At 55.6% G+C, this 16,237-nt stretch carries 10 protein-coding genes; 4 read left to right on the forward strand and 6 right to left on the reverse strand.

Features of this window, described 5'->3' with window-relative positions:
* Positions 1-171: 171 nt before the first annotated feature.
* A complete protein-coding gene (locus ACZYTD_RS05285; protein WP_463890022.1) occupies positions 172-921 on the forward strand; it encodes a YciK family oxidoreductase in 750 nt (249 codons plus the stop codon).
* A 108-nt stretch (positions 922-1,029) separates the two neighbouring features.
* On the forward strand, positions 1,030-1,998 hold the full coding sequence (locus ACZYTD_RS05290; RefSeq protein WP_463890024.1) for a LysR family transcriptional regulator: 969 nt from the start codon (positions 1,030-1,032) through the stop codon (positions 1,996-1,998).
* Here ACZYTD_RS05290 and ACZYTD_RS05295 read toward each other — a convergent pair.
* Positions 1,957-3,135, reverse strand: coding sequence for a sugar efflux transporter (locus ACZYTD_RS05295; RefSeq protein WP_463890026.1), 1,179 nt, complete (start codon positions 3,133-3,135; stop codon positions 1,957-1,959). The genes ACZYTD_RS05290 and ACZYTD_RS05295 overlap by 42 nt on opposite strands.
* A 116-nt stretch (positions 3,136-3,251) precedes the next feature.
* Between ACZYTD_RS05295 and ACZYTD_RS05300 the strand changes: the two genes are divergently transcribed.
* Complete coding sequence (locus ACZYTD_RS05300; RefSeq protein ID WP_463890028.1) at positions 3,252-4,400, forward strand: MalY/PatB family protein; 1,149 nt, start codon at positions 3,252-3,254, stop codon at positions 4,398-4,400.
* Between the two features lie 190 nt (positions 4,401-4,590).
* Positions 4,591-5,577, forward strand: coding sequence for a TAXI family TRAP transporter solute-binding subunit (locus tag ACZYTD_RS05305; protein WP_463890029.1), 987 nt, complete (start codon positions 4,591-4,593; stop codon positions 5,575-5,577).
* A 77-nt stretch (positions 5,578-5,654) separates the two neighbouring features.
* Here ACZYTD_RS05305 and ACZYTD_RS05310 read toward each other — a convergent pair whose 3' ends face one another.
* Genes ACZYTD_RS05310 through ACZYTD_RS05330 form a run of 5 tightly spaced genes read right to left on the reverse strand, consistent with a single transcriptional unit; the run spans position 5,655 to position 16,185 of the window.
* On the reverse strand, positions 5,655-7,682 hold the full coding sequence (locus ACZYTD_RS05310; RefSeq protein WP_463890030.1) for an SWIM zinc finger family protein: 2,028 nt from the start codon (positions 7,680-7,682) through the stop codon (positions 5,655-5,657).
* A gap of 16 nt (positions 7,683-7,698) precedes the next feature.
* Positions 7,699-8,832 carry a VWA domain-containing protein gene (locus ACZYTD_RS05315; RefSeq protein ID WP_463890031.1) on the reverse strand — a complete coding sequence of 378 codons (1,134 nt, stop codon included), beginning with the start codon at positions 8,830-8,832 and terminating at the stop codon, positions 7,699-7,701.
* Entirely contained in the window at positions 8,832-11,258 is a 2,427-nt protein-coding gene (locus ACZYTD_RS05320) for a DUF5682 family protein (RefSeq protein ID WP_463890033.1), read from the reverse strand. The genes ACZYTD_RS05315 and ACZYTD_RS05320 overlap by 1 nt, the downstream gene beginning before the upstream one ends.
* A complete protein-coding gene (locus ACZYTD_RS05325; RefSeq protein WP_463890035.1) occupies positions 11,233-12,321 on the reverse strand; it encodes an ATP-binding protein in 1,089 nt (362 codons plus the stop codon). The genes ACZYTD_RS05320 and ACZYTD_RS05325 overlap by 26 nt, the downstream gene beginning before the upstream one ends.
* Positions 12,322-12,336: 15 nt before the next feature.
* Positions 12,337-16,185: a DUF4132 domain-containing protein gene (locus ACZYTD_RS05330; protein WP_463890037.1), complete on the reverse strand. Its 3,849-nt coding sequence runs from the start codon at positions 16,183-16,185 to the stop codon at positions 12,337-12,339.
* Between the last annotated feature and the right edge of the window lie 52 nt (positions 16,186-16,237).

The raw sequence follows: 16,237 nt of genomic DNA on the forward strand, positions 1-16,237 counted from the left end.
AGAGGGGGGAAAGCGGCTCATTCTACGAGTTTTTGCCACCCGGGCCAAATATGGCGCTCACAGCCGGCTATTCCCCCTGAGGTGGCCAGGTGTCCCGCAAGAAACCTGGTGCGCGGCAATACTTTTTCAGTACACTGCGCACATCAAGAAATGGCTCAAGGATCGGCTAACGTGTTGACCTACAAAGCGCCTCATGATCTGCTACGCAATAAGCTCATCCTGATCACAGGTGCAGGTGACGGCATAGGGCGGGAAGCGGCCATGGCCTATGGCGCTCATGGTGCCCAGCTGATCCTGCTGGGTCGCACCCAAAGCAAGCTGCAAGCCGTCCATGATGCGCTGGTTGACCAGGGGGCCCTGCCCCCGCGGCTCATCACCCTGGATCTACTGAAGGCCCATGCCGCAGAGTATCAAGGTCTGGCTGCAGAGCTGCAGCACGCGTTTTCTCACCTGGATGGAGTGCTGCTGAACGCCGGTCTGCTGGGTAGCCTGACGCCCGTCGCTCAGATAGCGGAGCAGGAGTGGCAACAGGTGCTGCAAGTCAACCTGACCTCTTCCATGCTGATGATCCAAGCCATGCTGCCACTGCTGTCGGCCAGCCCTAGCGCCTCGGTGATCCTGACCAGCTCAGGGGTAGGTCGCCGCGGTCGGGCTAACTGGGGCAGCTATGCGGTATCCAAGTTTGGCACCGAAGGTCTGATGCAAGTACTGGCCGACGAATTACGACACTCAGCCATTCGAATCAATTGCATCAATCCAGGCGCCACCCGCACCAAGATGCGCGCTCAAGCCTGTCCAAATGAGGATCCTCGCACACTAAAAACAGCAGCCGAGCTGATGCCCCTCTATCTTTATCTTATGGGGGATGAGAGTCAGGCCATGCGTGGCGAGAGTCTGGATGCCCAACCTAAGGGAGACTGACTAACAGCCGCCATAGGGGTGACGGCTGAGGTTACTCTGAACTTAATACTCTGAACTTAGATCGTTCGGCGGCTGATCGCCGAACTTAGTATGGAAATCAGCCCTATTATGTTTCGTCCCAAGAGCACGCTCGAGCAATGGCGTATCTTTCAAGCCGTGGTCGAATTTGGTGGCTACGCCCAAGCGGCCGAGAAGCTGAACAAGAGCCAATCTTCGCTAAATCATGCGGTGGCAAAGCTGCAGCAGACGCTGGGCGTGGCGCTGCTGGAAGTGCGCGGCAGAAAGGCCTTTTTAACCGATGAGGGGCAGGTTTTCCTACGCCGCGCCAAACAGCTCACCCTGCAGATGGAAGAGCTGGAGTTGCTGGCCTACAACATTCATCAAGGATGGGAGGCTGAGGTCCGCCTAGCCGTTGAGCTGGTACACCCTCGTCCCCTGCTCAACCGCGGCTTGCAACTCTACTACCCCAAGTCCAGAGGCACCCAATTGCAATTGCTCGATACCGTATTGACGGGGTCGACGGAAGCGATTGAAGAGCAAAGTGCCGATCTGGTGATCACTGGCCATGTGCCCACCGGTTTTATGGGCGAACCCCTGGCCGAGATCACCATGGTTCCCATTTGTCATCCACTGCACCCACTGGCCATAGTCAATCAGATCCTCTCGGCGACCGATCTCAGCCAGGAGCTGCAAATTGTCATCAAGGATACCGGCAAGTCGCCCCGTGAGTTGACAGGCTGGTTGAAGGCTGAACAGCGCTGGACCGTCAACAACTTCCATGAGGCCATCGGCATCCTGCTCTCTGGCTTAGGCTTCGCCTGGTTGCCTATTCATCTTATCGAGCCGCTGCTGCAACAAGGACGGCTCCATCATATTCAGCTCAAAGAGAGCAGCTCTCGGAAGTTTTTCACTCACCTGGTAGTTCCCAATCCAGAGCGCTTGGGGCCCAGCGCCACGCGCCTGCTGGAGTGTTTGCGCGCCAGCCATAGACTCCATAACTGGCAGGAAGAGAAGAGCGAGCAGGAGCTCAGAGCCTCAGGCTTCGCGGACCCGGCTCATCAAGAGCAGGGCGACTGATGTGAGGAGCATGGCTACCGCAAAGACGCCATGGTAACTCCACCACTGGGCCGTGATGCCCGCGATCACGCCACCTAAGATAGAGCCACTGCGAATGCTATTGCTAAACAAGGTGGTGGCCGCCCCCGGTTGACCGGGCATCAGATCCTGAAAGTAAGTCATCCCCATACCCGCCAGAATACCGATGAAGATGCCATTGCCTAGCTGCAGGCTGAGCAGAGCCACAGGGCCAGTGGGTAGCCAGGTCAAGCCACTGTAAAAGAGCACCCCAGCGAAAGCGGCAAGCAACATCATGGGCTTCTTCCCAACCCAACGACTCCCGTAACCCGCCAGCAACATCACCGGGATCTCCAGCGCCGCCGCCAACCCCATCATCCAACCCGCCAGAGCCTGAGGCAACATCAGCTCCCGAGAGAGGTAAAGCGGCATATTGATCAGGTACATGCTGTTGCAAGTCCACAAACCCAACGATGCCATAAACAACAGCCGCACATCCCTGTTGTGCCACGTGCCACCGCGCGGCAACTGCTGCCCGGCAGTCACCTTGCCAAGATCCGGCAAGCAGCGCCAGACCACCCCAAGACAGAGCAGATATGCCACCGAACCCAGCGTAAAGAGCAAGGAGAAGCCATAGGCAGTGGCGATGGCAAAGGCCAGCGGCGGCCCCACTACCCAGGCCAGGGAAAATTGGGTGCGCATTATGGCGCTGAACATGACCGCAGATTTGCCCTGCTGCTCGCTATACTCACGGGCCAGCGCAAACAATTGGGGCGAGGTGGTCGCGCCTATGCTCAGCAACAAGATACCCAGGCTCAGCAACAAGAGATAACTGCGGCTACAGGCAAACAGCAAGCAACTGGCCCCCCCCGCCAGACAACAGAGCAGGATCAATTTTTTGCGACTACCACGCCGATCCGAGCGCTTGGCCAACCACTGGCTAACCACTATGCCAGCCAGGGCATTGGCGGTGAAAAACAAGCCCACCCCGAAGGGGCTCACACCTACCTCGTCACTCAGAAACAGACTCATGGTCGGGATAAAAAAGGCCGCCCCTATGCCGGTCAGGAAGGTCACCGCCATAAACGCCAAGCTGGTGCCCTGCAACTCAAGCCAGCGAAAAAACCGAACCAACAGCATATCTCCCCCTCAGTCAGAGCCTATTGTAGAAATAGCCGGGCTTTTATCACAAGGGCGGGTTGCCCCAGACGAGAATTATTCTTAAAGTGCTCTTTTACATAGCATGAGAGAGAGCGATGTTTGACTTCGACAAGCCCATCGATCGCCGTCAGACCCAGAGTCTGAAATGGGACAAGTTCGGCGACAAGGATGTACTGCCGCTTTGGGTTGCAGACACGGATTTTCAGGCAGCACCCGCCATCATTCAGGCGCTGCATCAACGAATTGATCACGGCGTGTTCGGCTACAGCCGCCCCTCACCGAGTCTCATCCAGTTGGTCATCTCACGCATGCAGGCTCTCTATGGCTGGACCATTGAACCTGAGTGGTTACTCTTCATGCCTGGTGTCGTGCCTGGCTTAAACTTCGCCTGCAAGGCGTGGTGCCAAGCCGATCGTCACGTCATCACCCCAACCCCTGTCTACTACCCCTTCTTGCATGCTGCCGAGCACACCGAGCGCCAAGTCAGCCACCTGCCGATGAAGCTGGTCAACCAGCGCTGGTTGCCCGATTTTGCGGTGTTGGAACAGTTGGCACCCAAGGCCGATCTGCTGCTGTTATGCAACCCGCATAATCCTGGTGGCACTGTCTTCACACGCCAGGAGTTGGAGCAAATTGCCGATATCGCCCAACGCCATGATCTGGTGGTTTGCTCCGATGAGATCCACTGCGATCTGCTGCTGGAACCCGATGCACGCCATATCCCCTTTGCCAGTCTGCATGACGATGCCGCCCAGCGCAGTGCCGTCTTGATGGCCCCCAGCAAGACCTTCAATATTCCCGGCCTATGCTGCTCCTTTGCCATCATCCCCAATGGGCGCTTGCGTCAACGATTGCAACAATCTATGCGGGGTCTGCTAGCCGATAATAACCTGTTGGGTTTCATCGCCGCCGAAGCAGCCTATGCAGAAGGCGATAGCTGGTTACAGGAGCAGCTGAGCTACCTGCGCGCTAATCGGGATCGGGTAATGAGTCGGCTGGGCTCCCTGCCAGGCATTCATATCGCCACAATTGAAGCCACCTACCTGGCCTGGATCGATGTCTCGGCCTTGAAGATGCACAATCCCATTGCCGAATTTGAAGCGGGCGGAGTCGGGCTCTCTCCCGGCGCCCAATTTGGCGATGGTCACTTCGTCAGGCTCAATTTTGGCTGCCGTCGCGCCATCCTAGAACAAGCCCTGGATCGCATGATTGCCGTCATGGCCCCCTACCTTCAATCCGAGTAATTTGCCCGCCATACGATGGAAGCTGCATCTAACTGGATGCAGCTTTTTCATTTTAGCTCAGTCGCTTAGTGATAAACTGGCCTATCATTAAATTGCTTTTCTCACTCAAGATCGTTAAGGTTTTTTGGCGGTATGGCAGCGCTTGCACCACGGATGACACTGCCCATCCCCAGCCCTACAAGGATCGAGCATGTTCATCAGTAAATATCTCAGCATGACATTGGGTGTTACCTGCCTGGTAATAGGCGCAACATCCACCTTCGCGGCCACCAGCAAACTGACCATAGGCACAGGCAGCGTCACCGGCGTCTATTATCCCGCAGGCGGCGCCATCTGCCGCCTGATCAACAAAGATCAGAAGTCGCATCATCTGCGCTGTACCGTCGAAGCCACCGAAGGCTCCATCTATAACCTGCAAAGGCTGCAGAGCCACAAACTGGAATTGGCCATAGTGCAATCCGATGCCCAGAAGGCCGCGTTGCAAGGCCAAGGGCTGTTTAGCGAGACCGGCCCCAACCGTGAGTTACGCAGCCTATTTAGCCTCTATGTAGAGCCCCTCACGCTAGTTACCCGGCAGAATGCGGGCATTAGCTCCCTGGCTGATTTACTAGGGAAACGAGTCGATATCGGCAACCCAGGCTCAGGGGATCGCAACACCATGAACTACCTGATCCAAGCCATGGGCTGGCAACTGTCACAATTTGCCGCCACGTCGGAGCTCAAGGGGGCAGAGCGTGCCCAGGCTCTGTGTGACGAGAATATTGATGCCTTTGTCTATGTGGTCGGCCACCCCAGCGGCACCATCAAGGAAGCCAGCAGCAGTTGCGACATCAGCCTGCTGCCCGTGAGCGGGCCCCAAGTTGATGCCCTGCTGGCCCAACATCCTGAATATGTGCCAACGCTAATCCCGGGCGGTCTATACCGAGGTGCCGACCAGGACACCCCCTCATTTGGTGTCTCTGCAACCGTAGTCACCTCCACTGCCTTAAGCGACGAGGCAGCCTATTACATTGTGAAGGCGGTATTTGATAACTTTGAACAGTTCAAGCGCCTGCACCCCGCCTTCGCCTCCCTGAGCAAGGAGCAGATGGTGCGACAAGGGCTGACAGCCCCGCTTCACTCGGGTGCATTACGTTATTTTCAAGAACAAGGGCTACTTCCCCCCTCAAAGGAATAAACCATGTCCACTAACGCAAGAGGTGGGCAATGCACCCACCTCCTGCGTTCACTGGTCTAGCAGAGCAGATGAGAAACTCACCGTGATCCGCAGCCCTCTTTTAGCTCTCTCAGTAATTGATACACCACCATCAATTCAGTGGGCAATTGTAGCTGTTCGTTAGCCTGCAATAGTGAAAGGGCTTGGGCCAATCGTTTGGCAAGATGAAACAACCCTTTTTCCTGGAGAGAATGGATCACACGCTCCAGCTCGCCAATTCCCCGCCCTCCCAGATGCCGCCCTCCTTGTTGTAACCAGGAAACCAGCAGCCCTTCCGTATCACAAAGAGTTGGCTCATGATCGGTGCCATGTCGCGACTCAGCAAACCGATCCAGAGAAAATGGCGCTAGATCACCTCTGTCCAGGTAAGGCAACCAGACCCGCTCTCGTCCCATCAACGCCAGGGGTTCAATATGCAAGACGCCCGCTTCCAGATGTACTATGCCCGCTATTTCGGTGACACCACACTGCGGCGATAACAATGCCGTTGCGACGACATCAACCGCGCTGGGGGAACTCGGCTCAAAACCCTGTACCACAGTTAGCCGATTGTCACTTTGTTCCTGCTCTAAACCAGACTGGATCACTATCTGCAACCGTTGCAATGAAGCATTCCAGCTCCAGTCCTGCACAGTAGTCACCGGCAATATGTGTAGCCGTTCCATCAATTGTTGGGGACGAACGAAGCTTGGCTCCAATTGATTCAAGTAGCGTTTTACCGAGTTCGCATCCGGTTGTCGCAAGGGTTCGCCAAGTTGCTGCCAGGCATCGGCTGACAGGGGGAACAATGAGCGATTACGTCTATGCCCACCCAATTCGAAAGCGCCATTGGCACGCCGTTTACCGGCATTGGTGATGAGCTGGCCTGCCGCGAATTCTCTTACCGGATAACCAGCAATGCGACGCTGGGAAAGGGTATCGCCACTGCTATCAACCGCCGACCACTGTCGCTCCATCACCATCATGGCTTGCAAATCCGGCTCAACAAAGATCAGGGTTACTCCTTCTCTTTCATCATCAGACCAATAGCGGCCACCAAGCGCAAGCAGTCTGAGATGCTTTAATTGGGTTTCACTACTCTTCCCAACACCTAAAATCTCCGAGGCAGGAAGAGGAGGATTATCCGCGTTCTCCATGTGCCTGGCGGCCATCAGTCGAGCAGGTAATTCACTCACGGCATGGAGTAATTGCAAAGGATGATATCGACTCGATCTATGATGCAGAGCATCGAGTAACAGCGCTATCTCGCTAAGGCTCTCCTGCACCCAGCGCCACTGCAACTGCTCTGCATACCAGACTGCTGTGGCGATAAGTGACTGCAATCTGGCCTGCGGCTGCGCACTCCCCTCCAGCCAGAGTGTCAGCAATAGGGTATCAACCGCTTCTTGTAACGAGCAGGCTTTCGTCTGGGTAAACAGTGAATGAGGCCCGTTGGCCTCGGCATCGACTGCCTGAAGCGTAAGGGTTAACTGCTGAAATCCTGGCTCTTGGCGTTCGGCCTGCACAAACCCCCATACGGCTAACACCATATGTTCACAGGGCGATGAGGCGATGCAATCACAACGAGCATGGGCTAGGCTATTTCGGGAAAAAAAACGGACATTACACTCAGGAAGAAGAGCCGATGCTGTCGCATCACCTGGCCCGGCTTTGCACAAGCGAACGACTATCCCCTCCCCCATCATGCGTCTGGCCCTGGCAAGTAGTGGTTTGGGTAGCATCGCAACCTCCCCCTCGAAGCAAGCCGGAGACCACGCGGCTCCATGCTGTGGCATCACAGATCCGACATGTTGCTTTAACGCCTGATAAGCCAGGACCAACATGACCCTATGGCGACACATGCCACTGGCAGGACAACTGCAGTTCGCATCGAGCAGAGATTTGCCGACAGGAAACAGGACTCTGTGACCATCCGCAAACTGCGCATCAATGCCCCCATCATCCTGCTCTGTAATAACGGGATACTGACCTGCAGCCAGATCTTTTTGTGCCCGTTTGACAAACCCGACGTTACTCAATGCCATCAAGGCTTCCGGTGTCAACTCCAATAAATCGGCTCGACTCATCTTGGCCTACCCATCTTCAGTCACCCCTGAGCTTTTGAGCTAACCAGAGAGCCAACTCTCCAGGCGTCATGGCAGCAATTTGCATCCCCTCTTCACTGAGTCTGGTTGCCATCTCGCGGTTATATTCGGGTGTAGCATCACGCCCCAAAGCCGCCAAACCAAGAACCTGGATCCCACTTTGAATACAGGCCCGCACCCGACGCACCAGCTCATCGCGGCTACCCCCCTCGTCAAAATCCGTGATCAGCACGATTAAACTGCGCTGCGGAGTCAAGATGCAGGAGTGGGCATAAGCAATGGCCTTGGCAATCGAGGTCCCCCCTCCCAGTTGCACCTTCATCAGTAACTCGACGGGATCACAGACATCGGCACTTAAATCCACCACCTCGCTATCAAACACCACTAACCGGGTATCCATTCCCGGTAAATTCCACAAGCAGGCGGCCATCACAGCCGAGTGAATAACCGACTCCACCATGGAGCCGCTCTGATCCACCAGCAAAATGAGTTGCCAGCGCTCGGTATGACGTTTCACCCGGCTCATGAAGAAGGGCTTCTCAATAAACAGTTTGCCGTGTGAAGGACTCCAACGCTGCAAATTGCCTGCCAGCGTGCGTTTAAAGTCAAAATTGCGCGCAATGCGATTTGATGAAGGGCGATGTCGATCGAGAGAGCCAGAAAAGAGGGGACGAACTTCACGCGATAACTTTATCATTATCTGCCTAACCACCTCGGCCACCAGCTTTCTGGCTGCAGCCAACACCTGTTGGCTCATCAAATACTTGGTTTGCAATATGGCCCTGAGCAAAGATTCTGAAGGCTCCAGCCGCTCCAATACCTCGAGGTTTGTAACCACGTCATCAATGCCGTAACGCTCCACGGCATCCAGCTCCAGCCGTTCGATCACCTCTTTGGGAAAGAGTTGATGTATTTCATTAATCCATTCGGGGGTTGTCAGGCAGGATTTCCCCAGACCAGCGCGCCTCTCTCCTCGAGCCAGCAACTCGGGATCTCGTCCATAGAGCCACTCCAGGGCACTATCAACCGCCTGATAATCCGGTGACAAACCGCCCAGCGTCGCCTCGGCAGACTCGCCCAGCAGTAGTCGCCAACGTTGTAATTCAACCGGGGAGAAGAGCTTGTTCGTCATTACGTCACCCCCCATAGTGCCAGCTTGGCCATTGCTTGCGTTTCCAGATATTGCAAGCCTGCGATATGCTCGAGAGAGGCAGCGGTTATGCCCCCTGTCAGCACAGAACAGGCAAAATGATCCTTGTCATGTAACCGCAGAATACGGCGGGCAAACTCACCACGCTCTCTGGGGGGTAACCAGGCAAACGCGGCCCTCATACCCGGCAAAGCAGCAAGAAAATCGCCATCATCAAGAGCCTGGACCAATTGATCCAACCCTGAGACAAAAGCCTCTTCTTCGGTCAGTTCATGGCGAGCCAGTGCAATCAAACCGCTTAACCCATCACCGATGCGTGCAACAGGGATCCTGGATAACAAATCAAGGGGAGAGAGGGGCAGTGGATCCCGACAAAGCGACATAACCAACCCCATGGCGGCACCACGGCTCAAAGGATCTGCATTCTCAGCAACGGACTTGCGCCGAAAAACCGCAAATGCTCTTTCTATCTCAATAGCAGGAAACCAGCTGGATTTTTGCTCTGGTGACATGGATAACAGATCACGTAACAATGCCTTCAACGCACTAAAAGCCGTGATATGACTCAAGCTCTCGGAGGCGGGCACAGAGCCCGGCGCCTCACATAACCAGAGCGCTCGATCGAAGAGCTGCTGGAGCAAGACCTGTAATATGAGCGCACCATACAGACTGCTACCGTCACCATATCGATAGATCTGATGCAATATTCCGATGGCTTGCCCCAGCTCGGTAAATCGGGACTCTTGCTGTATGGCACGGTCCAGTGCATCAATAATCTGCTGATTAAAATTCGATACATCGGCCAACAAAGCATCATTTAACAGATCAACTAGCAAACTGACAGCATGAGAAGCCGCGCAGGCCGTGATGAACCGCTCCTCCATTTTCCCACCGGCCGCCTCTGCCAAGGTGGCCCCATAACAGGCCGCCTCGATCAAGGCAGGGGTCTGCTCCAGAGGAGTACTCAGATGCCACACTTCTTCCAGTTGAACCGAGCAGGGAGGACGTTTCCCGCCCAGCAGGCGAAAGCCCGGAATATCGAGCATGCGGAGCTGATGCAGTACCCTACTTCGACGCAGATCTTCTTGCTCACTCAACTGCAGAGTCAGCTCACACTGAGCTGTCAATTGCAAGCTATCGAGTAACATACCAACAGCATGGAGCAAGGGAGGAGCGGGAGTCTGAGGATCCAGAGCGCCTTGGCGCTCACCCGAGAGCACAGACAGTATCTCAACCAGAACAGGATCGGTTCCGGATCGCAGCGTGCCCCGATAAGACCAGGGAACCGGAACACTCAAGGCATCCTTGACTAACGTCCCGACCATGGCATCCAACCAGTCACAACGTAATGGCACCCCATGACCCCGCAAACGGGCCAAGGCTTGTCCGCGAGCATAGACTGCCGCCATATCCGCCGTAGACGCAGGCACTCCACGTTGACGCAGACGGGCAAACACCTTTTGCAGGAGAAGTGTGCCCGCTTGCGCCATCCCATGCTCCCAAACCCACTGCTGAAAGGCAGGTGATGGCATTCCGGAGACATAACCAGTGAACGCATCCAACCGTTTATAGCTATAGGGCACCAGATAGGAACCCGTTATGTATTCGGCTTGCGTCGATCCATCGGCAAAACAGCTGGCCAGCGGAGGCAATACCGGCTCTGGTACCTTACTCTGGCTCATCTGTCGCCACAGCTGCAGCAAGGCAGGAGCATGGTAGCCACCACAGACAACCAAAACCGACCCCTCCCGACGCTGCATGGCCCAACTGATCCAGCTAGCCATCATGGATTCTCGAGCCTGATTTTCAACGCTGCCAGCACAATCTGCGCGTAATTGCTCAAAGTAGTAACGCAGTTGCCGGGATAATTCGACCGGTGAGCCAGGTACTTCAAACAGACTATCCCAGAGCGCATCGGGCCCCTCAATGCCCAGTCGCTGCCCCAGCGCCAGATCAAGGGCTGTGGCCTGACGCTGTTGCTGCACATCGGCTAAATCGGCATAGCGATTAATCATGCCAGCACAAGCAGGGTGCCAGGCAGGCAGATCGATAAAACGAAGTTCGGCATTCACTGCCCGCCCCGCCAGCAAAGCCTGCCACTCAGGCGAATGCTCGGCAAACGGTGACCAGGAGCCACGGCGACTGCCTTGCCCTTTAGTTGAGGCCATGCCATAGCTGTAGATAGCCAGGGGCAGTTGATGCGCCAGGAATAGCTCATGAAGTCGAGAATTAAAGTCCATCGGCCCCTCAATCAGGACATAGCGGGGCTTTAACTGCAGGATCCTCTCCCGCACCAGATGAGCACAAGCTGGACTGTGGTGGCGGACACCAATGATTTCCGGCAGTTCAGAACATTCGGCAGTGGCTGGCACACCATAGTCCTCAGGGTAAACGATGTCTGGCTGCATAATAGTCACGCCAGTGTCCAGCCGAACGTTGCGCCACCGTCTGTTCGAAGTAACGCCTCAGCCTGGCCCTGTCATCGCTATTATCCTTGACGACGCTCCCGGCAATACATTCGACCAGATCTTCAGGACGTCCCTCCCGCTCGGCCAAAAACCAGGCTCTAACGCCCACGGCATGGGCCACGTTCACCGCTTCAGCCGTCGACATCACACAGGCCATTTTGTCCATGCTGCCATCACCTGCCCCCAAGCGTAAATCTCGAAAGGTAGTCACCAGCAGCTCAAGCACAGGCGTGGGCAGAACATGCGGAATACCACTACGGGCCAGTAAGCGCGCTGAGGCATCGGCAACCAGTTGCAATTCCTGATGGAAATCCATGATGGGAAATACAGTTTCAAAGTCGAAGCGGCGTTTGAGCGCAACACTCATTTCATTGACGCCCCGATCCCGCGTGTTGGCTGTCGCTATGATATTGAATCCCTCCTGGGCATAGAGCAGACCCGCCTCCCCCACCAACTCGGGAATGGTCATCACCCGCTCGGAGAGCATACCCAATAAACAATCCTGAACCTCGAGCGGAGCCCGGGTGATCTCTTCAAAGCGAACCAATTTACCCTGCTGCATGCCCTGATAGAGCGGGGCCGGAACCAGTGCGGCCAACGATGGCCCCTCGTTGATCAACAAGGCATAGTTCCAGGAGTACTTGATCTGATCCTCGGTAATTGACGCCCCTCCCTGTATGGTCAGGCGCGAGGTCCCGGATATGGCTGTGGCCAACAATTCCGACAGCAGAGACTTGGCAGTTCCAGGTTCCCCCACCAACAGCAAACCACGCCCGGTCGCCAAGGTGACCAGCATACGCTCTATGGCCGCCACCTCGATCACCACCTTGCGTTCAATCCCCAGCGCGGGGTCCCCCAGAATAAAACGACGCGCCGCATTGAGGCTCATCAGCCAACCCGGTGGTTTAGCGTGCCGATCCGCGTCCAGCAAACGAGCCAATTCATCGGCATAAAGGATCTCCGCGGGCGGACGTTGCAGCGCCAACTGCTCTTTCGGTGTCATAGATGCTTCCATTTATTAGCTACACAGGGCTTCCATATCGCGTACCAGCTCGCTGAGGATAATCTCGTCAAGCAGCGTAAACGGCTCAAGCGATATCTCGTGGTACCAGGGTGTAGAACGATCCTGCAGCACAACAGGACCCAGCTTTTGCTCTGGAAACTCCTCGACCGCACCCACAAATACGCCGGGATCCAGCTCAAATTTGAATACCAGCTGCCCCGCAGCAGGTTTGATGAATTCCAGGATCGCTCCCGCATCCTGTGGCTCCCCCCGCACCCATCCTTTGCTGACCAACCCCAGTATCTTGCCGGTGGGAACAACCTTGCCCACCCAACGGGTCAACAGCTTACTCTGACGCTCCTCATCCGTCAGGGTATAGGTATCTCGTCCCAACTGGACAAAGGGCTGTAGTAATTCGTAATCGACAAACAGTTGCGAAAATGCCGTCGATTGCTCATCGGAAAACTCAAGGGCATGGGGGATCCCGACCCGGAGATCGTCACCAACAGGCAACGTAAACGGATCATCATAGGCCGTGGTCAAGGTGCCATCTTCGGCAACCCGAAAACAGCAGAACATCTGCCCGCCATCGTTATGATCCTCTTCTACGCGGTAGAGAGCCCATACCAGCCGCTGCACCAGATGTCGCAGCAGAGGATGACGCACCAGAAGCTGCATAAATTGCTCGGGGGCCCAACGCCGACGCTGACACATGGCCCGCTCCAGACGCATCAATTGCTGGGCTGTGGCCATTTTTGCGTCTTTCTTCAGCCGCTTATATTGCTCCACAGCGGCAAGGGCCTTTGCCTCATCATCCCCCTTATTGGGTTTGGGCAATGCCTTGATTCGCCGATTATCACCATCCTTCACAAAGGGGTTGAGCGACTCATCAAAACAGACGTTGAACTGGCGCGGACCAAAATCAAGCAAGAGAGTGCCCTTTTCATCCAGCCCCAAGTCAGGAACCAGACGATCCTCCAGCTCCTCAATTGTGAGCTCCCGGGCCGCGGCGATGGCCGCTATCTTTTCTTTGGCTCTCTCCTGCAACCCCTTGTACTTCACCTTCTGGGCAATGCCGTTCAATAACATCAGCGCCACATCAGATCCTATCTGCCCCAGGACATCCAATCCGGCCACGGCCCGTTGATGTTGTGACTCACCAGGCCAGGAACGAATATAAGGTGTCAACTTGCGAGCAGTCTCATCAGTACCCAAATAGCCCAGACATATAAAAGCCCAATTATCCTTGGCCAAACCTGAGGCCAATTGCCAGGCAGCAAAACAGTCCCAGATAAAATCGGCCAGCGACTCCCCATCACAGGCGGCCTTGACCTGATTGATACCCTCATAAAGCCCTTCGGTGACAGGAAAGCGCAACATGGTACCCAGGTGCGTCAAAGCACTCTCCGGCAACAGCTTGTTGCTGCCCTTAAGACGGGGTCTGCGCCAGGCAGTAGGCTGCCAAAACTCGGGAGCAGGCGCTATTTTTCCCGGATAGAGATCCAGAGGATCCTCATCCAGCTGGCGACGCACAGCCTCACTGACCTCGGCGCGCTCATAACGCGCCGCCACTTGCATGATCAGATCATCATGACCATGAGCAGACAACAGGCGCAAGGCAGCAACGGCTGCCCCTTGAGCTTCAGTGCGTTTACCCAGCGCAGCTGGCAACAAACCGGCGATGGCATGTTCCGGATAGCGCAACAACCATAGCAGCGCACTCTCCCGCACCGTCTTGAGCTTCTGATAAGCCCTGGCCATGATGGGCGCCAACTCGGCGGCGCCAAAGTGCAGAGCTTTTTTTATCTCGGTCGCAGGTCGAACCTGACAGGCAGTGATCAATCCCGGCAACGCCACCAAGCCAAAGCGCGCCAGCATGTAGCTGCTCCTGCGATAGGGAATCGAGGCCAAACCAGACCACAACCCCAGGGCCATCTCATCATCCATATCCGCAGTAAATTTCAGATCCAGCACCAGGAAACTCTGCTGCTCCAGCACCTGTTGCCATAATTGAAGGAAGGCGGCACTATCCTGATTACAGACCGCAACCCTGAGTGCCTCACGCAAGGATTCAACCTTGGGGTCTCGATAACCAAACCCCAATTTCTCAATCAAGACGTCAGGATCTGCCGCCGCTCTTTCTCGCCGCCATGAATCCAAGTCATCAAACGCCATGGCTTGCTCACGCTCTGCATCCGACCACTCCATGATCGGGCTCAGGGGCAAGAGATCCAGCGTCAGGGCCACGGCCGCCTTTTTCTTTTTTCCTAACCAGGGTGGAGCGACCAGTACACCAGGCAACTCGCTCTCTTCTGCCACCTCGCCAGTGATTGGCTCACGGGCCAGCAGTGCCTTGATCACCCCCTGTCCCTCAATGCTTATCCAAGGCATCACTTCATCAAGGCGTTGGGCCTGCGACCGCAAGAGTTGCGTCAAAGAAGTAGTTAGCAACTCCTGTTTTTTATTGCTGTGGGCAAGCAGCTGCGCCAGAGCAGCAATAGCGGCCAGCGGCCAACGCGTGATCGCCTTACTGAAACTGGCTGCCACTGACTTGCTTTGCCCGGCAACCGAAGCCAGTGCCGCGATGGCCTCTGGCGTACCAAAAGAGACCAATACTTCATGGTTTGCATCCATATTCAACGCCAGCAGAGGAACGGCGTCCACGCCCCGCTCGGCGATCAGGGTAGCCTTGGCATAGTCATTGTTGAGCAATCCAGTACCGACTCCAGACTCAATGATGGTGGCCAACGCCTCCTCACTGCTTGCTACTAGCAGTAGCGACGAGTCGATATGGTTATTCGAATGGCCAAGATAAACCTGAGTGTCGGCAAGCTCAGGGAGTTCGGATAACAACAGCGCAATCAGCGGCTGCAGCTTGGGAGGCAGTTGGGGTAATGCCGCTTGCAATTTCTCGCTACAAACAAGCCATTCACTCTCCTCAGCCCAGGAGAGCAGGGTGCGTAACGATACTTCGGCGGCTGAGTATCTGGGACCGGGGGGGTATGAAGCACTCTGATAATGAGTCAAAAAATCGTAATACTCACGGCTATGGCGGTCCCATTCGTGATGCGTCACTATGGCTTGCGCCTGCAACAGCACATCGGTGGCGTAACGTAGCCCCTTATGGGCGACCAGATAATCCGTGATATCACTGTAGCCGATACCTCGATCATCCGGTTTTAGCAAGCAACACAATGCAAACAGAACTGTATCGGTGGCAAGATCCCCGTCTATCTGATCCTCTTCCAATCGCCGCCAGGCCGCCTCAAAATCCGCTCGCAACTCATCACTGGTACGCTCCAGATCAACGCGGATATACCCGGGTAGCAATAGCTGCTTGCGGATGTTCATCCAACTGGCTCGGGCATCCAGCCCCACCTTTGGCGCCGGATGCCGACGACTGCACAATCGCTGGCGCATCAAGGCTTCTGGAAAAACAAGCGCATCAGCAGGCAGGAACCAGGGAGCCCGAGCACTAACGGCAGGAGCTTCGGCTGCCGGGTTTTCGACAGCAATAGACGAAGTGACCGCCATGGTATCGGGTTGTTCATCCGGTATGGTAACGGTGGAAGCTGGCGTACTGGCGTGTTCCGTAACCGCGTGGCTCCTGGCCGCACAAGATGGCTCGGGGCGCGATTGGCTGGATTGCGAAGTGTCGCTGACCTCGAGATAACCTTTTCCCGTTTTCTCCTTGATCAGCTTGTTCATCGCCGCCAACGCCTGGGCGGCATCGACAAACTCCTTGTTCTGGCCCTGCCCCTGGGTGCCTATTCGCCCCCACTGCAGCGTCAATACACCGCCCTCTTGTCTGATTTGCCAAAACTTGCTGGATTTTTCATCCTTGTATTCGAAACGACGCATCATAGCCTCTCGAAACCTGTCTATTCCCGTGCAAGTAAATTATCAGGATTTGGTT

The sequence above is a fragment of the Pseudaeromonas sp. HNCC25DJ180 genome (assembly GCF_055413345.1).

Bases quoted from the DNA above. Each gene is read 5' to 3' on its own strand.
- ACZYTD_RS05290 (WP_463890024.1), top strand. From the start codon at position 1,030: ATGTTTCGTCCCAAGAGCACGCTCGAGCAATGGCGTATCTTTCAAGCC.
- ACZYTD_RS05295 (WP_463890026.1), bottom strand. From the start codon at position 3,135: ATGCTGTTGGTTCGGTTTTTTCGCTGGCTTGAGTTGCAGGGCACCAGC.
- ACZYTD_RS05300 (WP_463890028.1), top strand. From the start codon at position 3,252: ATGTTTGACTTCGACAAGCCCATCGATCGCCGTCAGACCCAGAGTCTG.
- ACZYTD_RS05305 (WP_463890029.1), top strand. From the start codon at position 4,591: ATGTTCATCAGTAAATATCTCAGCATGACATTGGGTGTTACCTGCCTG.
- ACZYTD_RS05310 (WP_463890030.1), bottom strand. From the start codon at position 7,682: ATGAGTCGAGCCGATTTATTGGAGTTGACACCGGAAGCCTTGATGGCA.
- ACZYTD_RS05315 (WP_463890031.1), bottom strand. From the start codon at position 8,832: ATGACGAACAAGCTCTTCTCCCCGGTTGAATTACAACGTTGGCGACTA.
- ACZYTD_RS05320 (WP_463890033.1), bottom strand. From the start codon at position 11,258: ATGCAGCCAGACATCGTTTACCCTGAGGACTATGGTGTGCCAGCCACT.
- ACZYTD_RS05325 (WP_463890035.1), bottom strand. From the start codon at position 12,321: ATGACACCGAAAGAGCAGTTGGCGCTGCAACGTCCGCCCGCGGAGATC.
- ACZYTD_RS05330 (WP_463890037.1), bottom strand. From the start codon at position 16,185: ATGATGCGTCGTTTCGAATACAAGGATGAAAAATCCAGCAAGTTTTGG.